General features: G+C 70.1%; 21 protein-coding genes. 3 read left to right on the forward strand and 18 right to left on the reverse strand.

Going from position 1 to position 23,895, the window contains the following annotated elements; genetic code table 11:
* Position 1: 1 nt before the first annotated feature.
* The 10 genes from ehuD to EIL87_RS18725 all read right to left on the reverse strand — a co-directional run bounded on the left by ehuD (position 2) and on the right by EIL87_RS18725 (position 11,513).
* Positions 2-670 (reverse strand): ectoine/hydroxyectoine ABC transporter permease subunit EhuD, encoded by a 669-nt coding sequence (gene ehuD / locus EIL87_RS18680; protein WP_233576362.1) that lies wholly within the window; start codon positions 668-670, stop codon positions 2-4.
* Complete coding sequence (gene ehuC / locus EIL87_RS18685) at positions 655-1,356, reverse strand: ectoine/hydroxyectoine ABC transporter permease subunit EhuC (RefSeq protein ID WP_125091848.1); 702 nt, start codon at positions 1,354-1,356, stop codon at positions 655-657. Before ehuC ends, ehuD begins: the two co-directional genes overlap by 16 nt.
* Positions 1,357-1,362: 6 nt before the next feature.
* Positions 1,363-2,247: an ectoine/hydroxyectoine ABC transporter substrate-binding protein EhuB gene (gene ehuB, locus EIL87_RS18690; protein WP_125091849.1), complete on the reverse strand. Its 885-nt coding sequence runs from the start codon at positions 2,245-2,247 to the stop codon at positions 1,363-1,365.
* A gap of 240 nt (positions 2,248-2,487) precedes the next feature.
* Positions 2,488-3,588, reverse strand: coding sequence for an acetate/propionate family kinase (locus EIL87_RS18695; RefSeq protein ID WP_125091850.1), 1,101 nt, complete (start codon positions 3,586-3,588; stop codon positions 2,488-2,490).
* Positions 3,573-5,948 carry a phosphoketolase family protein gene (locus EIL87_RS18700; RefSeq protein WP_125092045.1) on the reverse strand — a complete coding sequence of 792 codons (2,376 nt, stop codon included), beginning with the start codon at positions 5,946-5,948 and terminating at the stop codon, positions 3,573-3,575. The genes EIL87_RS18695 and EIL87_RS18700 overlap by 16 nt, the downstream gene beginning before the upstream one ends.
* Before the next feature lie 451 nt (positions 5,949-6,399).
* Complete coding sequence (locus EIL87_RS18705) at positions 6,400-7,461, reverse strand: Gfo/Idh/MocA family protein (protein WP_125091851.1); 1,062 nt, start codon at positions 7,459-7,461, stop codon at positions 6,400-6,402.
* A 60-nt stretch (positions 7,462-7,521) separates the two neighbouring features.
* Positions 7,522-8,220 (reverse strand): response regulator, encoded by a 699-nt coding sequence (locus tag EIL87_RS18710; protein WP_125091852.1) that lies wholly within the window; start codon positions 8,218-8,220, stop codon positions 7,522-7,524.
* Positions 8,221-8,258: 38 nt separating this feature from the next.
* Positions 8,259-9,500, reverse strand: coding sequence for a sensor histidine kinase (locus EIL87_RS18715; RefSeq protein ID WP_125091853.1), 1,242 nt, complete (start codon positions 9,498-9,500; stop codon positions 8,259-8,261).
* A 219-nt stretch (positions 9,501-9,719) separates the two neighbouring features.
* Positions 9,720-10,349 (reverse strand): MBL fold metallo-hydrolase, encoded by a 630-nt coding sequence (locus tag EIL87_RS18720; protein ID WP_125091854.1) that lies wholly within the window; start codon positions 10,347-10,349, stop codon positions 9,720-9,722.
* Between the two features lie 27 nt (positions 10,350-10,376).
* Entirely contained in the window at positions 10,377-11,513 is a 1,137-nt protein-coding gene (locus EIL87_RS18725; RefSeq protein WP_125091855.1) for an S-(hydroxymethyl)mycothiol dehydrogenase, read from the reverse strand.
* A 120-nt stretch (positions 11,514-11,633) separates the two neighbouring features.
* Here EIL87_RS18725 and EIL87_RS18730 point away from each other — a divergent pair, with 120 nt between their 5' ends.
* Positions 11,634-12,479 (forward strand): SAM-dependent methyltransferase, encoded by an 846-nt coding sequence (locus EIL87_RS18730; RefSeq protein WP_125091856.1) that lies wholly within the window; start codon positions 11,634-11,636, stop codon positions 12,477-12,479.
* On the opposite strand, the gene EIL87_RS18735 is transcribed toward EIL87_RS18730, so the two are convergent.
* The 3 genes from EIL87_RS18735 to EIL87_RS18745 form a co-directional block, all read right to left on the reverse strand.
* The gene (locus EIL87_RS18735; RefSeq protein ID WP_125091857.1) at positions 12,442-13,602 is read right to left on the reverse strand and encodes an MFS transporter; all 1,161 of its coding nucleotides are present in this window, start codon (positions 13,600-13,602) and stop codon (positions 12,442-12,444) included. The two genes, EIL87_RS18730 and EIL87_RS18735, sit on opposite strands and share 38 nt — an antisense overlap.
* Positions 13,603-13,677: 75 nt before the next feature.
* Positions 13,678-14,871 (reverse strand): acyl-CoA dehydrogenase family protein, encoded by a 1,194-nt coding sequence (locus EIL87_RS18740; RefSeq protein WP_125091858.1) that lies wholly within the window; start codon positions 14,869-14,871, stop codon positions 13,678-13,680.
* On the reverse strand, positions 14,868-16,049 hold the full coding sequence (locus EIL87_RS18745) for a CaiB/BaiF CoA transferase family protein (RefSeq protein ID WP_125091859.1): 1,182 nt from the start codon (positions 16,047-16,049) through the stop codon (positions 14,868-14,870). Before EIL87_RS18745 ends, EIL87_RS18740 begins: the two co-directional genes overlap by 4 nt.
* A gap of 134 nt (positions 16,050-16,183) precedes the next feature.
* Here EIL87_RS18745 and EIL87_RS18750 point away from each other — a divergent pair, with 134 nt between their 5' ends.
* Positions 16,184-16,852, forward strand: coding sequence for a GntR family transcriptional regulator (locus tag EIL87_RS18750; RefSeq protein ID WP_125091860.1), 669 nt, complete (start codon positions 16,184-16,186; stop codon positions 16,850-16,852).
* A gap of 24 nt (positions 16,853-16,876) precedes the next feature.
* Here EIL87_RS18750 and EIL87_RS18755 read toward each other — a convergent pair whose 3' ends face one another.
* The gene (locus EIL87_RS18755) at positions 16,877-17,737 is read right to left on the reverse strand and encodes a 3-hydroxybutyryl-CoA dehydrogenase (RefSeq protein ID WP_125091861.1); all 861 of its coding nucleotides are present in this window, start codon (positions 17,735-17,737) and stop codon (positions 16,877-16,879) included.
* A 298-nt stretch (positions 17,738-18,035) separates the two neighbouring features.
* On the opposite strand from EIL87_RS18755, the gene EIL87_RS18760 reads away from it, so the two are divergent.
* A complete protein-coding gene (locus EIL87_RS18760; RefSeq protein ID WP_233576364.1) occupies positions 18,036-19,223 on the forward strand; it encodes a low temperature requirement protein A in 1,188 nt (395 codons plus the stop codon).
* Here the strand turns inward: EIL87_RS18760 and EIL87_RS18765 are convergent.
* From EIL87_RS18765 to EIL87_RS18780, 4 genes are all read right to left on the reverse strand, one after another.
* Positions 19,207-20,016, reverse strand: coding sequence for a serine hydrolase (locus tag EIL87_RS18765; protein ID WP_233576389.1), 810 nt, complete (start codon positions 20,014-20,016; stop codon positions 19,207-19,209). The two genes, EIL87_RS18760 and EIL87_RS18765, sit on opposite strands and share 17 nt — an antisense overlap.
* A 256-nt stretch (positions 20,017-20,272) precedes the next feature.
* Complete coding sequence (locus EIL87_RS18770) at positions 20,273-21,277, reverse strand: substrate-binding domain-containing protein (RefSeq protein ID WP_125091863.1); 1,005 nt, start codon at positions 21,275-21,277, stop codon at positions 20,273-20,275.
* A 31-nt stretch (positions 21,278-21,308) separates the two neighbouring features.
* Positions 21,309-22,319: an ABC transporter permease gene (locus tag EIL87_RS18775; protein ID WP_125091864.1), complete on the reverse strand. Its 1,011-nt coding sequence runs from the start codon at positions 22,317-22,319 to the stop codon at positions 21,309-21,311.
* Positions 22,312-23,820 (reverse strand): sugar ABC transporter ATP-binding protein, encoded by a 1,509-nt coding sequence (locus tag EIL87_RS18780; protein WP_233576365.1) that lies wholly within the window; start codon positions 23,818-23,820, stop codon positions 22,312-22,314. Before EIL87_RS18780 ends, EIL87_RS18775 begins: the two co-directional genes overlap by 8 nt.
* Between the last annotated feature and the right edge of the window lie 75 nt (positions 23,821-23,895).

Here is a 23,895-nt window from a genome sequence, read left to right on the forward strand (position 1 = left end):
CTCATCTGGGGTGGGCAAGACGCAGCTCCAATCTTGTGACCAGCCACGCGGCGGGCAGGCTGACCGCCAGGAACAGCAGGGCGGCGATGGTCATCGGTTCCAAGTAGCGGTAGCTGCTGGACCCGACGGCCGTCGCGTGGCCGAGCAGTTCGAAGACCGTGATGGCGTGCAGGATCGCGGAGTCCTTGAACATCTGCACGAGGTAGTTGCCCAGCGCGGGGATGACGTCGCGGATCGCCTGCGGCAGCACCACGAAACGCCAGCGCTGCCAGGTCGACAGGCTCAGCGCGGTGCACGCCTCCCACTGCCCCACCGCGACGCTCTGGATCCCCGCCCGGTAGACCTCGGCGGTGTAGGCGCTGTAGTTGAGGCCGATGACGACGATGCCGGTGATCAACGGCGAGAACTGCACGCCGACGCTCGGCAGCACGAAGAACGCGAAGTAGGCCTGCACCAGCAGCGGGGTGCCGCGCACGAACAGCACGTAGAAGGTGAACAGCTTGCTGATCACCGGAACACCGGAGTAGCGCACCACCGCCACGAACAGCCCCACGACCAGCGCGATCGCCATGCCGATGAGCGTGATCCGCACGGTGACCCACAGGCCCTGCAGCAGGAACGGCAGGATCTGCGCGGCGAACGACCAGTCCCAGATCACGACGTCACCCACCGATCCGGCAGCACCCGTTGCCAGAAGCTCCGCGCCTGCGCAGGACGGGTCGGGTCCACCTTCCGCTCCACCCAGGACGAGCCGAGCGAGAGGACGTAGGCGACCACGAAGTAGAGGACCAGGATGGTGCCGAACACCGCCGCGGTGGCGCCGGTGGTGTTGCGGACCATCTGCGCGGTGAAGGTCAGGTCGGCCACGGTCACCAGCGACACCAGCGAGGTGTTCTTGAGCAGGTCGACCATGACGTTGCCGAACGGCGGGATCATCGCCGGAACCGCCTGGGGCAGGATGACGAACCGCATCCGCTGGTACGGGCTCAGGCTCAGCGCGATGGCTCCTTCCCGCTGACCCCGCGGCAACGCCGTGATGGCACCGCGCACGATCTCCGCGCCGTAGGCGCCCTCGTTGAGCCCGAGGGCGAGGATCGCCGCGGCGTAGGGGACGAGCTGGACGCCGAAGAACGGCAGGGCGAAGAACAACCAGAACAGCTGCACCAGCATCGACGTCCCCCGGAAGACCTCGATGAACACCGAGGCCGGCCAGCGCACCCAGCGGCGGCGCGACATCCGGGCGATGCCGGCGACGAAGGCCACGACCACCGCCAGCAGCGTGCCGGCGAGGGTGAGCGCGATGGTGATCAGCAGGCCCTCGCCGAGCAGCGGGAAGTACGGGAGGATCTCCGACATGGGCGTCTAGCCCGCGACGGAGCAGAGCTGCTCGCGGGTGACCGACCGCGCCGCCTCCCCGGAGAAGCCCCACTTCGCGAGGATCTGGTCGAACTCCGGGGTGGCCTTGAGTGCCTTGAGCTGTTCGTCGTAGGCGGCGACCAGGTCGGCGTCCGCCTGCCGGAACCCGGCGCCGGACCCGGTCTGCTGCACGTCGGTGATGGCACCGGTGATCTCGATGCCCTCGGTCTTGAGCGCGTTGAGCGACAGGGTCGGCAGGAAGAACGCGTCAGCCCGGCCGGCCAGGACCGCCTCGATCCCGCTGCGACCGTCGGGGACGTTGACGACCTGCGCGGCCGGAACACCGGCCGTCTTGAGGGCACCGTCCTCGAAACCGCCTGGCAACACCGCGATCTTCAGCGCCGGGTCGGCCTTGACCGCCCCGACCGTGGTCAAGTTCTTCGGGTTGCCCACCGGCACGGCGAACGACTCCGTGGAGACGATCTGCGGCTCGGAGTAGCGGACCTGGCTGCACCGGGACTGCTTCATGAACAGCCCGGCGGCGATGATGTCCCACCGGCCCGCGTTGAGCCCGGGGATCATCGATTCGTAGGGGGTGACGACGCCTTCGATCCGGGGGACGCCCATGCGCTTGAGCACGGCGGCGACGACGTCGGGTTCGGCCCCGGTGACGCTGCCGTCCGGGTTGATCTGCGTGTAAGGCGGTTCGTTGGCGATCGCGATCCGCGCGTACCCCTGCTGCTTGAGGCGGTCCACCGGGGAGCCGGTCGGCTGGCCGGTGCCGGGTTCGGTGAAGCTGCACCCGGCGAGGAGGCCTGCGGCAGGCAGGGCGAGTGCCGCGGCTCCACCGGCGCGGAGCAGTTGTCGTCGGGACATTTCGGTCCTGGCCATGGCCCAAACCTCCCCTAGAGCATCGCCCATTAGGGTGATGCGGTTGGGCAGTGACGGTAGGACTCCCTTGTGTCCGTGTCAACGCGAACTCGTCACCGCACGGTTTCCGAATGTTGCGCCACGTCAACTGTGCCGGACTGCCCATCCAGCGCAAACGCGACAAGGCCGGGACTCCTCCGCACGGGCGGGACGGCGCCGTTCGGACTAGAAATCAACACGGACGGGTGAACAACGGCGATCTCAGGAACGCAGTGCGACCGCGACGCGTGCTTCCCGCGCGACCTCCAGGTCTTCCCGCGCTCGCACCACGACGCTGCGCGCGGCAGCCCCGGCGGCACTGATCTCCCCCTCACCCGCGTGGATGTTGCGCGCGGGATCGATGGCGGCCCCGGCGAACACCAGGGCCCGGCCGACCGCGGCACGCACCGTCGGCTGGTGCTCGCCGACCCCGCCGGTGAACACCAGCAGGTCCACGCCACCGAGCACCGCCAGCATCGCCCCGGCGTGCCGCACCAGGCTGTGCCGGTAGACGTCGAAAGCCGTTGCGGCGTCGTGATCGCCGTTCTCCCTGGCGTCGAGCACGTCGCGCAGGTCGCCGGACCCGCCGGCCAGTCCGGCGATCCCGGAGCGCTTCGCCAAGACCTCGAAGACCTCCTGCGGGGCAAGGCCTCTGGTGTTGATGAGCCAGCCGAGGAGGCCGGGGTCGACGCTGCCGCTGCGGGTGTTCATCACGAGCCCTTCCTCCGGCGTGAAGCCCATCGTGGTGTCCACGCAGCGTCCGTCGAGCACCGCCGCCATCGAGGCCCCGGCCCCCAGGTGGCAGCTGAGCACCTTCCCACGCCCCGCGGGCATCCCGACCAGCTCCGCTCCGCGCCGGACCGCGTAGGCGTGCGAGAGACCGTGAAAACCGTAGCGCCGCAAGGAATACCGCTCGTTCCACTCGCGCGGCAGCGGGTAGGTGGCCGCCGCGGGGGGCAACCGGGCGTGGAAGGCGGTGTCCACGCAGACCACCGAAGGCACCTCGGGTGCGAGGTGTCGGGCCACGCGGATCCCCTCGATCGCGCGCGGCTGGTGCAGCGGGGCGAGTTCGGTCAGCGACTCCAAGTACGCCTGCACCGAGTCGTCGACGACCGTGGCCTCGATGATGCGGTCGCCGCCGTGCACCACCCGGTGCCCGACGACCTCGGCGCCGTGCCGGTCGAGGAAGTCCGCGATCGGCGCCGGCTCGCCGTCCCACCGCTCCTCGTGCCGCTCGTCGACGAGGTCGTCGCCGTCGAGGAGCCCGAGCTTGAGGCTGCTGGAACCGGTGTTGACCGTCAGCACCCTCACCGGCCGGGCCACACCCACTCCCGGATCTCCGGCATGTCCTCGCCGTGCGTGGAGACGTAGTGCCGGTGCTCGATCAACTTGGTCTTCAAGGCTTCCCGCGCGTAGGCGGCGCGGGGACCGAGCCGGGGCACGCGGTCGATGACGTCGATGGCGAGGTTGAACCGGTCGATCTGGTTGAGCACGCACATGTCGAACGGGGTGGTCGTGGTGCCCTCCTCCTTGTAGCCGCGCACGTGCATGTTCTCGTGGTTGTGGCGGCGGTAGGTCAGGCGGTGGATCAGCCACGGGTAGCCGTGGTAGTTGAAGATCACCGGGCGGTCGCGGGTGAAGAGGCTGTCGAACTCGGCGTCGGACAACCCGTGCGGGTGCTCGCGCTCGTCCTGCAACCGCATCAGGTCGACCACGTTGACCACGCGGACCCGCAGGTCGGGGAACTCCCGCAGCAGCAGGTCCACTGCCGCCAGCGTCTCCATCGTGGGCACGTCACCGGCGCACCCCATCACCACGTCCGGATCACCGTCGCCGTCGCTCGAAGCCCAGTCCCAGATGCCGATCCCCTTGGTGCAGTGCACCACCGCCGATTCCATGTCGAGGTACTGCGGCGCGGGTTGCTTGCCGGCCACGACGACGTTGATGTAGTCGCGGCTGCGCAAGCAGTGGTCGACCACCGACAGCAGCGTGTTGGCGTCCGGCGGCAGGTACACCCGCACCACTTCGGCCTTCTTGTTCACCACGTGGTCGATGAACCCCGGGTCCTGGTGGGAGAAACCGTTGTGGTCCTGCCGCCACACGTGCGAGGTCAGCAGGTAGTTCATCGAGGCGATCGGTTGCCGCCACGCCAGCTGCCCGGCCACCTTCAGCCACTTGGCGTGCTGGTTGACCATCGAGTCCACGATGTGCGCGAAAGCCTCGTAGCAGGAGTAAAAACCGTGCCTGCCGGTGAGCAGGTACCCCTCCAGCCAGCCCTGGCAGGTGTGCTCGGAGAGCACCTCCATCACCCGGCCGTCACCGGCCAACGAGTCGTCACCGGGGAGGATCTCGGCCGTCCAGGCGCGCGAGGTCGCCTCCAGCACCGCACCCAGCCGGTTGGAGTTGTTCTCGTCCGGCGCGAAGATCCGGAAGTTGCGCTCGTTCTCGCTCAACCGCAGCACATCGCGCAAGAACCGGCCGAGCTCCCGCGTCGCCTCCCCCGTCGTCGCGCCGGGGTGCTCGACCTCCAGGGCGTAGTCCCGGAAGTCCGGGAGCCGCAAGGCGCGCAGCAGGTGCCCGCCGTTGGCGTGCGGGCTGGCGCTCATCCGCCGGTTGCCGGCCGGGTTGTTGGCGCGGATCGAGCGCACCGGCGCTCCCGAGGCCTCGAACAGCTCTCCGGGTTCGTAGCTGCGCATCCAAGATTCCAGCAGCCACAGGTGTTCCGGGTTGTGCCACGGGTCCTTGATCGGCACCTGGTGCGCCCGCCAGGTCCCGGCGACGTGCTTGCCGTCGACGGTGTCGGGTCCGGTCCAGCCCTTCGGGGTGCGCAGCACGATCATCGGCCACCGCGGCCGCTGCGCGCTCTGCTCGCGCCGGGCCCGCCGCTGGATGGCCGCGATCTCGTCGAGGCAGCGGTCCAAGGTCGCGGCGAAGAGGTGGTGCATCGGCGCGGGTTCGTCGCCGGCGACCAGGTAGGGCTCGTAGCCGAAACCGCGCAGCATGTTGAGCAGCTCTTCGTCGGGGATGCGCGCCAGCACCGCGGGGTTGGCGATCTTGTACCCGTTGAGGTGCAGGATCGGCAGCACCGCACCGTCGGTGGCCGGGTTGAGGAACTTGTTGCTGTGCCAGCTGGTCGCCAACGGCCCGGTCTCCGCCTCGCCGTCGCCGATGATGCACGGCACGATCAGGTCCGGGTTGTCGAACACCGCCCCGAAGGCGTGGGACAGCGAGTAGCCCAGCTCCCCGCCCTCGTGGATCGAGCCCGGTGTCTCCGGCGCGACGTGGCTGGGGATGCCACCGGGGAAGGAGAACTGCGTGACCAGCCGCTTCAGGCCCTCGGTGTCCTGCGCGACGTCAGGGTAGATCTCGCTGTAGGTGCCCTCCAGCCACGCCGCCGCGACCAACCCGGGGCCCCCGTGGCCAGGGCCGATCACGTACATCATCGCCAGGTCGCGCAGCCGGATCGCGCGGTTGAGGTGCGCGTAGACGAAGTTCAGACCGGGGGTGGTCCCCCAGTGCCCCAGCAGGCGCGGTTTGATGTGCTCCGGCCGCAGCGGCTCCCGCAGCAGCGGGTTGTCCATCAAGTAGATCTGGCCCGCCGACAGGAAGTTGGCCGCGCGCCACCACAGGTGCAACCGGTCGAGTTCCCCCGGGTCCAGGTGTTCGCTCACCGCCGGCGTCATCGTCCACCCCGGCTCGGTGACCTGCGCTTCACTGCTCATCCCCGACTCCCCGAAGTCGATTCACACCACTCAGCGTGGTCGCCCGCCACCAACGCGCAAGTTGGGACGCGGGCCAAGGCCTGCGGCGTGATCGGCGGGAGGAGAGCCGCTGTTCCAGGTGGAACTCGGCTGGCACCGCCCCAGGTGCCCGTGGCTACGCGGCCGGCACGACTTCACGCAGTGTGATCGGCATGCCGCGGCAAGGGTTCACGACGAGGCGCTGAGGTCTGTGAGGCTTGCGGCGGAGCCGCCGTCCTCAGGTGTGAGATCCAACCGGCATCGCCGCGGGTTCTGAGCGGCTTCGTGGCGAGTACGTCCCGACGCCGTGTTGAACGTAGGAGTGGCGCACCGGAGCCACGGAGCCGCTCAGGTTCTGCCACCCGCACCGCTGAGCAGAAGAACCTTCGACCTCTCAAGGGAGACGCTCGACCGTGCTGCTGTCCGCTGAGCGCTGGGCTGCGGCGATGATCTCGAGGGCGGTCACCGCGTCGGCGGGGTCCACCGGGGCCGGGGCGTGGCCGGTGAGCGCCTCGACGACCCCGTCGTAGAAGGCCAGGTAGTCACCCCGTTCGCTGGGGACCGTGCGGGTGGTCTCGCCATCGCCGAGTTCGCCCCAGATCTCCTCGGGCTCGCGGCCCCACGCGTCGTCGACCGGGCGCTTGCCGGCGCGGAGGTCGGCCTCCTGAGGATCGGTCCCGTGCTTGGTGAACGTGCCCTGGTCCCCGAGGACCCGCAGGCGCGGACCGGGCACCGCCGCGAGCTTGCTCATCCACAGGTGCGAGCGGACGCCGCCGGCGTGGGTCAGCGAGACGAACGAGTCGTCGTCGGCGCGCACGCCCGGCCTGCGGCGGTCGATCTCGGCGTAGACCGAGGTGACCGGGCCGAACAGCTGCAACGCCTGGTCGATGAGGTGGCTGCCCAGGTCGTAGAGCAGGCCGGCCACGTCCTCGGCGCCGCCGGAGTCGCGCCAGGTCGGCTTGGGCTGGGGCGACCAGCGGTCGAAGCGGGACTCGAAGCGGTGCACCCGCCCGAGCTCGCCGCTCTCCAGCACGGCGCGGACGGTGCGGATGTCGCTGTCCCAACGCCGGTTCTGGAACACCGTCAGCAGCAGGCCCCGCTCGCGGGCGTGCTCGATGAGCGCGCGGCCTTCCTCGGCGGTCGGCGTGAACGGCTTGTCCACCACCACCGGCAAGCCCGCGTCGAGCGCGGCCTTCGCCAGTTCGGCGTGCGTGCGGTTGGGCGTGGTGATGACCACCAGGTCAGGGCGGCGCGCGAACAGCGCGTCCAGGTCGTCCACCGGCTCGGTGCCCGGCAGGTCGGCGCGCACCTGCGCCTGCCGCTCGGGGTTGGCCGTGACCACCGCGTCGAACCGCAACCGCGGGTGAGCGGTGATCAGCGGTGCGTGGAAGATCGACCCGCCCGAGCCGTAGCCGACGAGTCCGACCTTCAGTTCCTGCTGTCCCGAGCCGTGCATGTCCCCATTAGACACTCCGCGGCCGCCCGCTCGAGCGAGGGTCGCCACCCGCGGTGACCGCTACGCCGACACCTGGGTCGGCGAGCGTGCGTTGTCCTGCCCCGGGCAGACCAGTCCGGTCTCGTAGGCGAGGATCACCAGCTGCGTGCGCGAGGAGATCTGCAGCTTCTGCATCACGTGGTACAGGTGGGACTTCACGGTCAGCTCGGCCAGGCCGAGGTTGCGCGCGATCTCGGCGTTGGAGCCGCCGCGCGCGACTTCCAGCAGCACGTCCAGCTCGCGCTCGGTGAGCACCGACAGCTCGCTGCGCGCGTCCCGCACGCCCAGCGCGGCGAAGCGCTGCAGCAGCCGCTTGGTCACCCGGGGCGCCAGCAGCGCCTCCCCGGCGGCGACCGTGTGCACGGCCTTGACCAGCTCCTCGGGGCTGGCGTCCTTGAGCAGGAAGCCGCTGGCCCCGGCGCGCAGCGCGCCGTAGACGTACTCGTCGAGGTCGTGCACGGTCAGCATGATCACGGCCGTCGCACCACCGGTCTCGGCGAGGATCTCCTGCGCCGCGGCGATGCCGTCCTTGCCCGGCATCCGCACGTCGAGCAGCACCACGTCCGGGCGCCTGCGGCGCACCGCCGCGACCGCCGAGTCGCCGTCCGACGCTTCGGCGAGGACCCGCAGACCCGGTTCGTTGGACAGCAGCGCGACCAGTCCGGCACGGATCATCGCTTGGTCATCGGCAACCAGGACGGTCGTCTCCGCACTTCCCACCGAAGCCTCCTAGGTCCTGGCGGCCTGACATCCACGGCTCAGGCCAGGTCCGGATTTTCCGGGCACGGTAACACGGCCTCCAGGCGAAATCCGTTCATGACCGGATGTGCTGTCAAGGTTCCGCCCAGCAGCGCAACGCGTTCCCGCAGCCCGATCAACCCGTGACCCGACGGTTGGGACCCAGGCCGCTGCACCTGCTCGTCCAGAGCGCTGAGCTCGTTGGTCACCTCGATGCGCAGAGTCGTCGCCCCGTACTCCACCAGCACCCGAGCACGTCCGGCTCCCGCGTGCTTGAGGACGTTGGTCATCGCCTCCTGGACGATGCGGTAGGCCGTCATCTCCACGCCCGGCCCGAGCTCGCGGACCTGGCCGCGTCGGTCCAGCTTCCAGCTCACGTGCCCGCCGCGCACCGAGTCGACCAGGTCGTCCAGCCCGTCCAGCGTCGGCGTGGGTTGCCAGTCGATGGTCTCCTTGCCGGTCGCGTCGCGTTCGCGCAGCGCGGTGAGCATGTCGCGCATCTCCCCCAGCGCACCGCGCGAACTGCTCTCCAACTCCTGCAAGGTCTGCCGGGCGTGGTCGGGGTCGCGGTCGATCACCGCCCGAGCCACGCCCGCGCGCAGCGCCACCACCGACAGGTTGTGCGAGACGATGTCGTGGAACTCCCGCGCGATGCGGGCGCGTTCGATCGACGCCGCGTCGGCCGCGAGCTGGTCGCGCGCGTCGTCCAGCATCGTCAAGGTGCGCTCGAGCTGTTCGGCCCGCCGGCGCCCGATCTGCACCGCGTAGGCCAGGCCGACCACGATCACCAGGTTCACCACCGCGCCGACGACGCGCAGGGCACCCATCAGCGGGCCCATCCCGTAGGCGACCGCGTCCGCCACCGGGTAGCACATCGCCAGCCCGGCGGCGGCCACCATCATCGGCGGAGTGCTGCGCACGCACACCGAGTACACGGCGACCTGGATGACCAGGTTCAGCGCACCGATGCTCAGGTGGAGGGCCGTCAGCCCGACGGTCGTCGCGACGAGCACGAACAGCACCGTCCAGGGCAGCCTGCGGCGCAGCGTCAGCAGCAGACCGGCCGGGCCGCCGATGGCCATCGGCACCCACCACGGGATCGACGGCGGGTGCTCGGCCAGCGCCGCGTCGAAGACGTAGAGCACCGAGGCGGCCAGCACGAACGCGACGTCGAAGAGCGTGACCCGGTGGATCAGCACCCACTTCCAGAGCCCCGACCGGGAGCGGGAGAACGCGAGCCCGCCGACGACCTGATCGACCATCGCACCTGCCTGTCTGCAACGGGCTCGCGGGACCGAGCACGGCTCCGCCGGCAACGCGTGCCGCGGACACCGGAGTCGGGGGTTCCGGCCTCCGCAGCACGCCGCTCCCGCCACACCGGCACGCCGGACGGCGGGCTCACGATCCTGCCCGCCGTCCGGCGACGGCTCATCAGTCGAAAGTGGGAGCGAGGGCCGCCCCAGCTTCGCACCGGCGACTGATCAGTGGCCGCGTGCCACCCACTCGTCGAACTGCGGCCGGACGTCGCCGATGGTGGTCGACTCCCCGTGCCCCGGCCGGACCTCGGTCTCCGGTGGGAGGGGCAACAGCTTGTCCCGGATGGAATCCGTGATCACGCCGAAGTCCGAATAGGACCGGCCGGTCGCCCCGGGCCCACCGGCGAACAACGTGTCGCCGGTGAACACCACACCCAGGGCGGGCGCGTAGAAGCACACCGCGCCGGGCGCGTGCCCCGGTGTGTGCATCACGCGCAGCTCCCCGCCGCCGACCTCGACCACCTCGCCGTCCGACAGCTGCCGGTCCGGCGCCCGGTCGGGGTGGGTCATGTTCCACAGCACCACGTCGTCGGGGTGCAGGTGGATCGGGGCGCCGACGGCGTCGGCCAGCTCGGGCGCCTTGCGCACGTGGTCGTCGTGGGCGTGCGTGCACAGAACGGCGCGCACCGTCCGGTCGCCGATCAGCTGCCGGATCGCCGTCACGTCGTGCGGGGCGTCGAGCACCACGCACTCGGAGTCGTCACCGACGACCCAGACGTTGTTGTCGACGTCGAAGGTCTGACCGTCCAGCGAGAACGTTCCGGACGTCACCGCGTGGTCGATTCGCAGGGTCATGTTCACCACCGGGTTCGGGTTCGAGGTTCAGAAGGTCACCACGGAGCGCAGGACCTCGCCGTGGTGCATCTTCTCGAAGGCGTTCTCCACCTGGTCGAGCGCGATCTCCTCGGTCACGAACTTCTCCAGCGGCAGCCTGCCCTGCTGGTAGAGCTCGACGAGCATCGGGAAGTCGCGCTCCGGCAGGCAGTCGCCGTACCAGGAGGACTTGATCGCACCACCGCGGCCGAAGACGTCCAGCAGCGGCAGGTCGAGCGTCATGTCGGGTGTCGGCACACCGACCAGGACCACGGTGCCCGCCAGGTCGCGGGCGTAGAAGGCCTGCTTGAAGGTCTCCACGCGGCCGACCGCGTCGATCACCACGTCCGCGCCGAAACCACCGGTGAGCTCGCGGATCGCCTCGACGCTGTCCTGCTCCGCGGCGTTGACCGTGTGCGTGGCACCGAAGTCCTGCGCCCAGCTCAGCTTCTTCGGGTCGGTGTCCACGGCGATGATGCGCCGCGCTCCGGCCATCGCCGCACCGGCCACCGCGCCGTCGCCGACGCCACCGCACCCGATGACGGCGACGGTGTCACCCGGCCCGACACCACCGGTGTTGACCGCCGAGCCGATGCCGGCCATCACCCCGCAGCCCAGCAGGCCGGCCACCGCCGCCCGCGCGGAGGGGTCGACCTTCGTGCACTGCCCGGCGTGGACCAGCGTCTTCTCGGCGAACGCGCCGATCCCCAGCGCCGGTTCCAGCGGGGTGCCGTCGGCCAGCGTCATCGGCTGCGCGGCGTTGTGGGTGTCGAAGCAGTACTGCGGGCGACCGCGCTTGCAGGCGCGGCAAACGCCGCAGACCGCCCGCCAGTTGAGCACCACGAAGTCGCCCGGGGCGACGTCGGTGACGCCCTCACCGACCTGCTCGACGACACCGGCCGCCTCGTGCCCGAGCAGGAACGGGTAGTCGTCGCTGATGCCGCCCTCCCGGTAGTGCAGATCGGTGTGGCAGACCCCGCAGGCCTGGACACGCACGACCGCTTCGCCCGGCCCCGGGTCCGGGACCTTGATCGTCACGACCTCGACCGGACGCCCTTTGCCGGTCGAAACCACTGCCTGCACATCGGACACATCTGCCTCCCGGGACCGCGTCGTCTGAGTTGACTCGAACTGCCGCACGCTCATCGTCATATGCGCGTCCGACCACCACAAGGGCGCGTTGATCAGCCTCCCCGATCGATGCGAACACGCTAGGTGACATCCCGATTACTGTACGATTTCCAGGGCGAGGGGAGAGGTGAGAGCGTGGTCGACACGCGCAGCACGCCGGTCCGCGAGATGGACATCGATCGTCCTGCCGCCGCCCGGCTCCAGGACGCGTTCCTCGGCGGGAGCCACAACTTCGGGGTGGAGCGCGCGCTGGTGGAACGCATCGAGAAGGCCCTGCCCGGCATCGCCGGGACCTACCGGGAGAGCCGCGCGTTCTTGCGGCGCTCGGTGGAGTACCTGCTCGCCCACGGGGTCCGGCAGTTCCTCGACCTCGGCTCGGGGATTCCCACCATCGGTCACGTGCACGAGGTCGCCCGCAAGCGCACGCGCCACTTCCGGGTGGTCTACGTGGACAACGAGCCCTTGACCGTCGGGCACAGCAAGCCGCTGCTCGCCGCCGAGCTCAACGCGGCCATCACCCACGCCGACATCCGCGATCCGCAGTCGGTGTTCGAGTCGCCTGAGGTTCGCGCCTTGCTGGCGGTGGACGAGCCGGTCGCGCTGCTGATGTCGTCGGTGCTGCACTTCATCCCGGACTCCGACGACCCCGAGGGCCTGGTCGCGCACTACCGGGAGCGGCTCGTGCCGGGGAGCCACCTGCTCATCTCGCACGTCACCGACACCCACGACCTGCCGCGGGCGCGCACCCTCGCCGACTTCTACGCCGAGACCGCGGACCCGCTGCACCTGCGCAGCACCGAGCGCATCGACGCGTTCTTCGGCGACTTCACCCAGGTCCCGCCCGCTCCGACCCACCTGGCCGACTGGCGGCCCGACCCGGGTACCCCGACCCCGCCCCCGTACCGCTTGCTGCACGGCGGCATGGCCCGCACGTCAGGCCGCTTCAGCGGCGGACGAAGAGCAGCAGGACAGCGGCGGTGATGGCGCAGAGCCCGGCGGCGAGCCAGGCACCGGCCAGCCCGGCGTGCTCGGCGAGGAGCCCGAACAGCAGCGGGCCGAGGCTGCCGCCGAAGTAGATGCCGGTCTGGGTGAACGAGGTCGCGCTGGCCACCCGGTCCGGGGCGATCTTGGCGACCGCGAAGTTCAGCAGGCCCGGCCACGCCCAGCCCGCGCCGAAGCCGACGGCGACGCCGATGAGGAAAGCCGGCTGCGAGTCCACCGCCATCAGGCCGAACCCGAGCGACCCGACCAGCAGCATGACCGTGATGACGCGGATCAGGTCGGGGTCCCTCCGGTCGGCGGCCACCCCGGCCAGCAGCCGGATCGTCAGGCCCGCGGCCGACCCCAGCGAGAGCACCAGCCCGGCCGCCCAGGGGCTGAAGCCGACCTCGACGGCGGTGGTCGTGACGAACGCGCCGAGCGCGTTGGCCGCCGCCGAACCGAGACCGCCGGCGATCGCGATGAGCAGCAACGCGGTGAAGTTCCCACCGGTGCCGCCGTGCCCCGTGCGGGCGGCCCGGGACCGTTCGGCCTGCGGCAGCTGCGGCACCGCCGTCGCCGCGAGCAATCCGATCACGCCACCGATGAGGAACACCCAGCGCCAGCCGATGGTGAGCGCGATGCCCGGCACCGCCACACCCGCCAGCAACGTGGCGACGGGGATCGACGACTGCTTCACGCCAAAGCCCATGCCCCGGTGATGAGCGGGGATGCCCTGCGCGATCAGCAGGTTCGACGCCGGTTGCGCCAGCGAGTTGGGCAGCCCGGCCAGCCAGAGCAGGCCCAGCAGCCACACCGCGTTCGGCGCGGCCGACAGGCCGAACAGGCACAGCGAGCTGCCGAGGGCGCCGATGCGCATGCCGAGCCGGGCACCGATGCGCTCGACGACCCAACCCATGCCGCGCGAGGACACCGACGCCACGCCGAAGAACCCGGCCGCGCCCACGCCGAGCAGCGCCGCGCCGAAGCGCAGGTCCTGCTGCAGCTGCACGCCCAGCCCACCGACCAGGAACACCGGGAACACGCCGACGGTCACCACCGCGGCCACCGACGAGAGCACCCGCGGTATCCCGACGCTGCGCTGCCCGACCGCCACGGCTGACATCAAGACCCCCTCGTCACAGGTCCTGACAGCCTCTGACTCCGGACAGTCCTTAGCAAGGCTAAGGTGACGTACCCGTCATCCGCGGAAGGCGGGGATCCCGGTGAGCGCCTGGCCGATGGTCAGCGCGTGCATCTCGCTGGTGCCCTCGTAGGTCAGCACCGACTCCAGGTTGGTCATGTGCCGGATCACCGGGTACTCCAGCGAGATCCCGTTGGCGCCCAGGATGGTCCGCGCGGTGCGCGCGACCTCCAGCGCACCGCGGACGTTGTCCAGCTTGCCGAAGCTGACCTGCTGGGGGCTCAGCTCACCGGCGTCCTTGCGGCGGCCCAGGTGGAGGGCCAGCAGCCGGCCGTTCTGCACCCGCACCGCCATGTCGGCGAGCTTGGACTGCGTGAGCTGGAAACCCGCGATCGGGCGGCCGAACTGCTCGCGGCTGGTCGCGTAGTCCAGCGCCGCCTCCAGGCAGCTGCGCCCCGCGCCGACCGAGCCCCACACGATGCCGTAGCGGGCCTCGTTGAGGCAGGACAGCGGACCGCGCAAACCGGTGACCTCGGGAAGCACGGCGTCGGCCGGCAGCCGGACGTCGTCGAGCACCAGTTCCGCGGTCACCGAGGCGCGCAGCGAGAGCTTGCGCTTGATCTCCGGCGCCGAGAAGCCCGGGGTGTCGGTGGGCACCACGAAGCCGCGCACGCCCTCGTCGGTCTGCGCCCAGACCACCGCGACCGAGGCGATGCTGCCGTTGGTGATCCACATCTTGCGTCCGTTGAGAACCCAGTCGGAGCCGTCGCGGCGGGCGGAGGTGCGCATCGACGACGGGTCGGAGCCGTGGTCGGGCTCGGTCAGGCCGAAGCAGCCGATCGCTTCACCGGCCGCCATCTGCGGCAGCCAGCGCTGCTTGTGCTCCTCCGAACCCCAGCGCCAGATCGCGAACATGGCCAGCGAACCCTGCACCGACACCAGCGAACGCAACCCGGAATCGCAGGCCTCCAGCTCCTCGCACGCGATCCCGTAGTCCACAGCGGACAGACCGGCGCAGCCGTAGCCCTCCAGGTGCATGCCGAGCACGCCGAGCTTGCCCAGTTCGCGGGCCAGCTCGCGCGCCTGCGGGAACTCCCCGTTCTCGTACCACTCGGCGACGTGCGGCTCGACGTGGTCGCGGCACAGCGCGCGGACGCTGTCGCGGATCGCCAGCTGCTCCGGGGTGAACTCGGCGTCGATGCCCAGCGGGTCGTGGGGGTTGAACTTCGGACGGTTTCCGGCGGCGCTCATGAGAGGTCCCTCCTGGACGAGATCGGGGGAAGCTGTTGTTCGGGGTCCCGCAACCAGGCGAGGACCTCTTCCTCGTGCTGGCCCAGCAGCGGCGGTGGGGTCACCTCGGCGCTGCCGTGCCCGGAGAAGTCGATGGGCATCCGCACCTGCATCGCCGCACCGCCACCCGGGTCGACCACCGGGCGCAGGCCCAGCGACTCGGCGTAGTGGACGGCCCGGGAGAGGTCGTTGACCTGCCCGCAGGCGATCCCGATGCCCTGCAACCGCTGCTGCCAGTCGGCGGCCGGACGTGCACCGAGCACGTTCTCCAACTGCCGCACCATCTCCTCGCGGTGGGCGACGCGCTGGGCGTTGGTGGCGAAGTCGGGGTCGTCGGGCATCGCGACCAGCCCCAGCGCATCGCAGAGCTTGCGGAACTGCGCGTCGTTGCCGATGGCCACGGCCAGGAAGGCGTCCTCGCAGCGCAAGGTCTCGTAGGGGGCGATGCTCGGGTGCTGGTTGCCCATCCGCTGCGGCGCGACCCCGGTCGTCAGCAGGCTCGACGTCTGGTTGGCCAGCGACCCCAGCAGGCTCGACATCAGGTTGACCTCGACGTGCTGTCCCTGACCCGTCCTGTCGCGGTGCCGCAGCGCGGCCATGATGCCCAGCGCCGCGTCCTTGCCGGTGAGCACGTCGACCACGGCGACGCCGACCTTCACCGGTGGCCGGTCGGGTTCACCGGTGATGCTCATCAGACCGCCCAGCGCCTGCACCACGAAGTCGTACCCGGGCAGGTCGGCGCCCTGCTTGGAGCCAAAACCGGAGATCGAGGTGTACACGAGCCGCGGGTTGAGCTCGAGCGCGGACTCGGCGTCCAGGCCGTACTGCGCGAGCGAGCCCACCTTGAAGTTCTCCACCAGCACGTCGGCCCGCCGCACCAGCTCGAGCGCGGATTCCCGGTCCTGCGCGTCGGACAGGTCGAGGGCGATGCTGCGCTTCCCGCGGTTGACGGACTCGAAGTAGGCGGAGCTGTTCTCGGTCCAGGGCGGACCCCAGGAACGCGTGTCGTCGCCCTTGCCCGGCCGCTCCACCTTGATCACGGTGGCTCCGAGGTCGGCCAGCAGCATCGTCGCGTACGGCCCGGCCAGCACCCGGCTGAAGTCCGCGACGACCACGCCGTCCAACGGCAGCGATTCCATGACCACACCCTTTCCGAGGGCGCGCAGCAGGTCGCTTGCGCGTCCGGAAATTTGGATCCAATATACAGTTGATCGAGGCGCGGTCAAGCCGTTCTCGGCGCCCGCGTGTCCGCAGCCGACGTGGGAGACCCGTGATGCGCAGACCGCCCACCACCCAGGAGTACGTGCTCGACGAGCTGCGCAGGTCGATCGTGTCGGGCGAGCTGCAACCGGGCCAGCCGATCCGGCAGGACTCCATCGCGGCGGGGATGGGCGTCAGCCGCGTCCCGCTGCGCGAGGCGTTGAAGACCCTCGAGGCCGAGGGGCAGGTCGTCTACCAGCCGCACCGGGGTTACTCGGTGGCCGAGCTGTCGCTGGCCGACCTGCTCGAGGTGTACCGGATGCGCGAGCTGCTGGAGTCCGAGGCGGCGACGGTGGCGGCGGACCGGCTCACCGACGCCGACCTGGCGCGCATCACCGACGCCGGGCAGGACGTGGAGGTGGCGGCGGAGGACGGCGACCTGGTGGCGATGATCGCGGCCAACCGCCGCTTCCACTTCGCGCTGCTGGAGCCCGCCGGGATGCCGCGCTTGCTGCGCGTGGTGCGCACGCTCTGGGACGCCACCGACGCCTACCGCGCGGTCTACTACAACTCCGGCACCAACCGGACGCGCGTCCGCCGCGAGCACGAGGCGATCATCTCCGCGGCGCAGGACCGACGCGCCGCCGACCTGGTCCGCCTGCTCGCCGAGCACCGCGACCACGCGGTCGACGCGCTGCGCGGCACCATCGGCGAGGACGAGTGGGCCGGGCCGACCGGGTGATCACCGTCGGCCCGGCCGGCTCGTTCACTCGTAGTCGTAGAAGCCCTTGCCGCTCTTCTTTCCCTTCAGGCCCGCGTCGACCATGCGCTTGAGCAGCGGCGGAGCGGCGTACGTCGGCTCGGCGTACTCCTCGTACATCGAGTCGGCGATGGCCTTGAGCGTGTCCAGCCCGACCATGTCGGAGAGCCGCAGCGGACCCATCGGGTGGGCGCAGCCCTGCACCATGCCGTTGTCGATGTCCTCGGCGCTGGCGTGGCCGGCCTCGAACATGCGGATGGCCGAGAGCAGGTACGGCACCAGCAGCGCGTTGACGATGAACCCGGAGCGGTCCTCCGCGCGGATGGTCTGCTTGCCCAGCTGCTCGGTGGCGAAGTTCCGGGCGCGCTCGACCGTGTCCTCGGCGGTGAGCAGGGACGGGACCAGCTCCACCAGGTTCAGCACCGGGACCGGGTTGAAGAAGTGCACGCCGATGACCTTCTCGGGGCGCTTGGTGGCGCCGGCGAGCTTGGCGATCGGGATGGACGAGGTGTTCGAGGCCAGGATGGCCTCCGGATCGGTGAGCAGCTCGTCGAGCTGCTTGAAGACGTCGAGCTTGAGGCCCTCGTCCTCGGCGATCGCCTCGATCACCAGCTGGCGGTCGGCGAAGTCGGACAGCGTGGTGGTGAAGTGCAGGCGCTCCTGGGTCTCGTCGCGCTCCGCCTCGGTCATCTTGCCCTTCTGGACCGCGCGGTTCAGCGACTTCCACAACCGGGAGCGAGCCGCCCGAGCGGCGTCGTCATCGATCTCGCGGACGATCACGTCCAGACCCGCGCGGGCGCCGACCTCGGCGATACCCCCGCCCATCTGCCCGCCACCGACGACTCCCAGGCGTTCGATCTTGGTCACCACACCGTTCCTTCCGCTTCCGGCCGCACTGCCGCGTCGGATCATGCCAAAGACAGTCGAACGGCACCGATCAACAGTGCGCGGGCACACACACGGGGAGCCGGGCGCGAACCACGCGCCCGGCTCCTCCGGTCGTCCCCCGACAGCCGACCCTGACCCCCTTGCGGTGACGAGGTTACAGCACGGTGCGTGCACGAGCGCATGCGCTCCGGTCATGCGCAGTGGACAACGTGTCACCCCTACCTGCACCGACCGGCTCGCACGCCACAGCTGTGCACGACTGCGACAATCCACCACCATGAGCAGTCAGATGCCGCCGCTGCGTGGCCGGATGGTCGCGCGCGACCCGGAGGAGGCCCACCGAGCGGCGACTCCGCTGGAGTTGCTGTTCGACCTGTGCTTCGTAGCCGCGGTCGGTCAAGCCGCGGTGCAGCTGCACCACGGGCTCTCCGAAGGGCACTTCGCTTCCACCGCGGTGGGTTACATGATGGTGTTCTTCGCCATCTGGTGGGCGTGGATGAACTTCACCTGGTTCGCCTCGGCCTACGACACCGACGACGTGCCCTACCGTGTGCTGACGTTGTTGCAGATGGGCGGCGTGCTGGTGCTGGCCGCCGGCGTCCCGGCGACGTTCCACGACTACGACTTCACGATCGTCACGATCGGCTACGTGGTGATGCGGGTCGCCATGATCGCGCAGTGGCTGCGGGCCGCCGCCGAGCACCCGGAGGGGCGCGGCTGTGCACTGCGCTACGCCGGCGGCATCGCCGTGGTGCAGGTCGGCTGGTTGCTGCGGTTGCTGTTGCCGCACCCCTTCGGCGAGATCGGTTTTGCCGTCCTGGTCGCCGCCGAGCTCGCGGTCCCGGCCATCGCCGAGCGGTACTCGTCGACGACGTGGCACCCGCACCACATCGCCGAGCGCTACGGCCTCTTCACGATCATCGTGCTGGGCGAAGTGGTGCTGGCGGTCACGGCGGCGGTGCAGGAGGACGTCGCTGACGGCGGCTGGTCGGCCGATCTGCTGGAGATCAGCACCGGCGGGTTGCTGATGATCTTCGCGATGTGGTGGACCTACTTCAAGCAATCCCCCGTCGACCGCCTGCGCGACAACCTCAAGTCCGCCCTGACGTGGGGGTACAGCCACATCTTCGTGTTCGCCTCGGTGGCGGCGGTGGGAGCCGGGCTGGAGGTCGCCATCGACGCCAGCGCCCACGAGGCGCACATCGGCGAGGCAGCCGCGGCGCTGACCGTGGCCGCACCGCTGGCGCTGTTCCTGGTCCTGGTCGGGTTGCTGCACGCCGGTTTCGCCGGCGCGGGCACGACCTCGACGGCGATCTCCGTGGTGGGCGCGCTCCTCGTCCTGGCGACGGCGCTGCTGGCGCCCACCACCGGCGTCTCGGTGGCGGTGCTGGTGCAGGGGGTCTTGGTGGCGTTGCTGCTGGCCGTCGGCCTGGCCACGCGACGGGAGGTCAGCGCAGCGGCGTGAGCGCGGTCCGGGCTGCTTCGGTGAGCTCCTCGCCGGCACCCCCGTACCCGGCCGAACTGGGTTGCGCGCTGAGCAGCGCGACGACGTAGCGCCGGTGCTCGGGGTCGACGACCCCGGCGCTGTGCAGCCACACCTTGCCCTTCTGGCAGCACATCCAGCCGGACTTGACCGCGTGCGCGTCCACCGCCATGAGTCCGAAGTCCTGGTCAACGCCGTCGGCACCTTCCTCCGGGGCCGCGTGCAACGCGGAGAGGAGGAACTCGCGGTCGGCGACGGAGACCTGGGAGAGCAGGTGGTCGAACACGGCGGCGAGGTCTCGCGCCGAGGTGGTCGTTTGTCCCCACCGGCCCGTCTCGTCCGGTGGCCGGGTCTGCTGGAGGTGCATCCGGGCCACCGCGCCGGTGATGAGGGATTCGCCGCCGTGGCGGTCCCAGAGCGCGTTCATGGCCTCGTCGTCGCTCGGGCCGAGCGCGCGCTGGAGGAGTGAACGGTCTTGCGGGGTGAGCGGGCCGCGTTCGACGAGCTCGACTGCGGCGATGATCTTGACCAAGGAGGCTGAGTACATCGGTAACTCCGCATTCGCCCCCCTCGCGAACTCCCCCGTCACGCGGTCGATCACGGCCACGCCGAACTCGCCGTCGAGTTCGGCAGCTCGCTCGTCGACCGCCTCGACGGCGTGCGCCGGTGCCCCGGTGTGCCGGGCGAGCTGCGCAGGAGCGCTCGGTTGCACGGCAGCCCTCGGCTGCTCGTGCAGGGTCGCCACCGCCGAGGGTGCGCAGCCGCAGAGCGCCACGCTCAACGCCACACCTGCCACTCTCGTCGCACGACGGCGGAACGGACACGTCGGATCCCGATGCCAGTCGAACATGAGCCCCCCGATGCCATGAACTGGCAGATCGGCACGCGAGCCGGACTCGCGAAATGCCGCCAACCCACGACAGCACAGCCGGGGTGGACCCGCAGCTGGATCAGGCGCGGAGAGCACCGGGAACGACAACAGCGGCACCGGCCGAAGCCGGTGCCGCTCCCTCACCACTGGACGTTCTGCGTCACTCCGGTGGGTTTTCGCAACTGGGGTTGAGGAGCTTCTGGACCTCCGGGGAATCCAGGTTCTCCTTGGTGATCAAGGTGGCCCCGGTGTCGGTGCTGGCGTTCTGCTCGCCGCTCCCGCGGATCTTGGTGACCGCGGCGTTCACCGCCGCATAGCCCATCTTGAACGGGTTCTGGGCGATGAGACCGGTGATCACGCCATCGCGCAGGGCTTGGATCTGCCCCTCCGAGGTGTCCCAGCCGATGATCTTGACCTGACCGGCCTTGCCGGACTGCCGGACCGCCTCGGCGGCGCCGAGCACGCTGGGCTCGTTGGCCGCGTAGATGCCGTTGAGGTCCGGGTTGGCGGTCAGGATGTCCTGGGTGACCTGCAGCGCCTTGTTGTAATCGCTGTCGCTGGACTGCTGCGCCACCAGCTGCAGACCCGGGTGCTTCGCGAGACCGTTCTTGAAGCCCTGGCCGCGGGTTTCGTTCGTGCTGGTGCCGGCCTGGAACTCGATGAAGGCCACCTTGCCCTGACCGCCCAGCTGCGTGGCCAGCTCGTCGGTGCCCTGCTCGGCGGCGGCGACGTTGTTGGTGGCGAACACCGGCACGTCCGGTGGTTGCGGCGTGGTGCCCGAGTCCATGTTGACCACCGTGGTGCCCTGGCCCTGCGCGGTCTTGGTGACGTCGGCCAGTGCCTTGGCGTCGGTGGCCGCGTACACCAGGCCCTTGACGTTGCCCTGGGCGAGCATGTCCTGCAGCAGGCTCTGCTGGCCGCTGACGTCGCTCTCCGCGCTGACGCCGTCCCACTGCAGCTCGACGTCCTGGTGCTTGGACCCGGCGCACTCGGCGCCGACCCGGACCTTCTCCCAGAAGTCGAAGCCGATCGCCTTGGGCACCACCGCGATCTTGATCGGGCCACCGTCCTGCTGGCCGCCTCCGGTCTGCTCGCGCACGCCGACGCTGCAGCCCGTGGCCGCCAGCACCAGCAACGCGCACGTTGCGGTCAGTACCTTCTTCATCGCAGAGCTCCCTTGCTCATCGCGGAAGTGGCTACCCGACGTCGCCGCCGAGCTTGCGGCGCTGGTAGTAGTCCCACCAGACGGCCAGCCAGATGATCACGCCGATCAGCACGTTCTGGTAGAAGGTGCCGATGTTGAGCTGCACCGCGCCGTTGCGGATGACCGCGACCAGGAAGGCCCCGATCAGCGAGCCGAGCACGGTCCCGCGCCCGCCGAAGAGGCTGGCGCCGCCGATGACGACCGCCGCGATCACGTCGAGCTCCAAGCCTTCGCCGAAGTTCGGCTGGCCGGAGTTGATCCGCGACGCCGCGATCATGCCGCCGAGCCCGGCCAGCGCACCGGAGAGCACGTACACCGAAGTGATGTAGCGCTTGACCGGAACACCGGAGAGCCGCGCGGCTTCCATGTTCGAACCCATCACGTACGCGTAGCGGCCGAGCCGGGTGCGGGTGAGCACCACGTACCCGAGCACCGCGACCACCACGATCAGCAGCACCGGGATCGGCACGATCCCGACGACGCCCTGCCCGAGCAGCCGGAACGAGTCCGGTGCGCCGAAGACCGCGACCGCCCCGGTGGCGATCAGCACCAGGCCGCGCCCCACGCTGAGCATGCCGAGGGTGGCGATGAACGGCGGCAACCCGACCACCGACACCAGCAACCCGTTGACCAGCCCGGCCACCGCACCGACGGCGAGCCCGCCGACGATGCCCAGCAGCGGGTTGAACCCGTGCTCGGCCATCAGCATCACGCCGATCACCCCGGACAACGCGGCCACCGACCCCACCGACAGGTCGATGCCGCCGGTGATGATCACCAGCGTCACGCCGACCGCCATCACCGCGTTCACCGAGGTCTGCGACCCGAGGTTGAACAGGTTGTCGGCGGTCAGGAACGACGGCGCGATGATCGACAGCACGATGAACACGACGATCAGTGCGCCGGCCGCGGCCACCTGGGAGACCGCGCCGGAAAGCCGGTCGCTCAGGCCGCCCAGCAGTCCACCGTCCGCAGTGGACGGTGTCTTGGTCTGCTCAGTCATGGTTGCCCTTCGCTCCGGTCGCGAATGCGACCACGCGTTCTTCGGAGAACTCGGTGCGCTGCACCTCACCGGTGATCCGACCGCCGCGCATCACCAGGATCCGGTCGCACATGTTCAGCAGCTCCGGCAGGTAGCTGGAGATCAGCACGACCGCTTTCCCCTGCTGGGCAAGGGAATCCATCTGCTGGAACATCTCCGACTTGGCACCGACGTCCATGCCGCGGCCCGGTTCGTCGAAGAACAGCACGTCGGCCCCGGTCTCCAACCAGCGCGCCAGCACGACCTTCTGCTGGTTGCCACCGGACAGCGTCCGCGCCTGGCGCCCCACCCTCGGGACGCGGATGCGCAGCGAATCGCGCTGCCGCTCGGCGATGCGCCGTTCGGACTGCAGGTCGATCAGTCCGTAGCGCAGCATCGGCAGCTTGGCCATGGTGATGTTCTTGTCGACGCCGAGCTGCATCGCCAGCCCGTCGGTCTTGCGGCTCTCGGTGAGGTAACCGATCCCGGCGGCGATGGCGTCGGCCGGACCGCGGACGCGCAGCTCGCGACCGTCCTTCGTGATCCTCCCGCGCTCGGGCGGTTCGGCGCCGAAGATCGCCCGCGCCAGCTCGGTCCGCCCCGCGCCGACCAGCCCGGCGAGGCCGACGATCTCCCCGGCGCGGACCTCGAAGGACACGTCGCGGACCTCGTCGCCACGGGTGAGACCCTCGACCTCGAGCCGCACCTCGCCGGGTGCCTGGTGGGTGCGCGGGTAGAGGTTCGAGACCTCACGCCCGACCATCAGCTGGACCAGGCGGGCTTCGTCCAGCTCCGACACAGGACTGGTCTCCACCAGCGCCCCGTCGCGCATCACGGTCACGCGGTCGCCGATCTCGAAGATCTCGTCGAGCCGGTGCGAGATGTAGAGGACAGCGATCCCCTGACCGGTGAGTTCGCGGACGATGCCGAACAGCTCCTGGGCCTCGCGTTCGGTGAGGCTCGCCGTCGGTTCGTCGAGGATGAGCACTTTCGCCTCCACCGCCAGGGCTTTGGCGATTTCGACACGCTGCTGCTCCGCTGTGGACAGCAGTGCCACCCGCCGCGTGGGGTCGACGTCGAGGCCGACGCGGGCGAGCAGCTCACGCGAGGCCCGGCGCTCGGCGCTGCGCGAGATCCAACCCCCACGACCGGGTTCGTCCCCGATGAACAGGTTCTCGGCCACCGACAGGTCGGGGGCGAGCGCGAACTCCTGGTGCACCATGGACACACCGAGCCGCCGCGCTGCGCCGGGCCCCTGGAAGGTGACCGGCACTCCGTCCAATTCGACGTGCCCGCTGCTGGGTTGCTCGACCTGAGCGATCACCTTCATCAGCGTCGACTTGCCGGCGCCGTTCTCACCAGCGAAGACGTGCACCTCGCCGGGTAGGACCTCCAAGGCCACGTCGTCGACGGCCACCACCCCGGGGAACCGCTTGCCGATGCCGCGCAGCGCCACTGCCGGGCGTTGTCCGCTGGCTGTCACGGCGTGCCTCCCTCGATCCTCGGGCGTGTTCCACGTCACGGTGCGCCGGATCATACCCACAGCACTGCTCGTGGT

Origin of the sequence: Saccharopolyspora rhizosphaerae (assembly GCF_003931915.1) — a bacterium.
In the GTDB taxonomy this organism is placed as follows: Bacteria; Actinomycetota; Actinomycetes; order Mycobacteriales; family Pseudonocardiaceae; genus Saccharopolyspora; species Saccharopolyspora rhizosphaerae.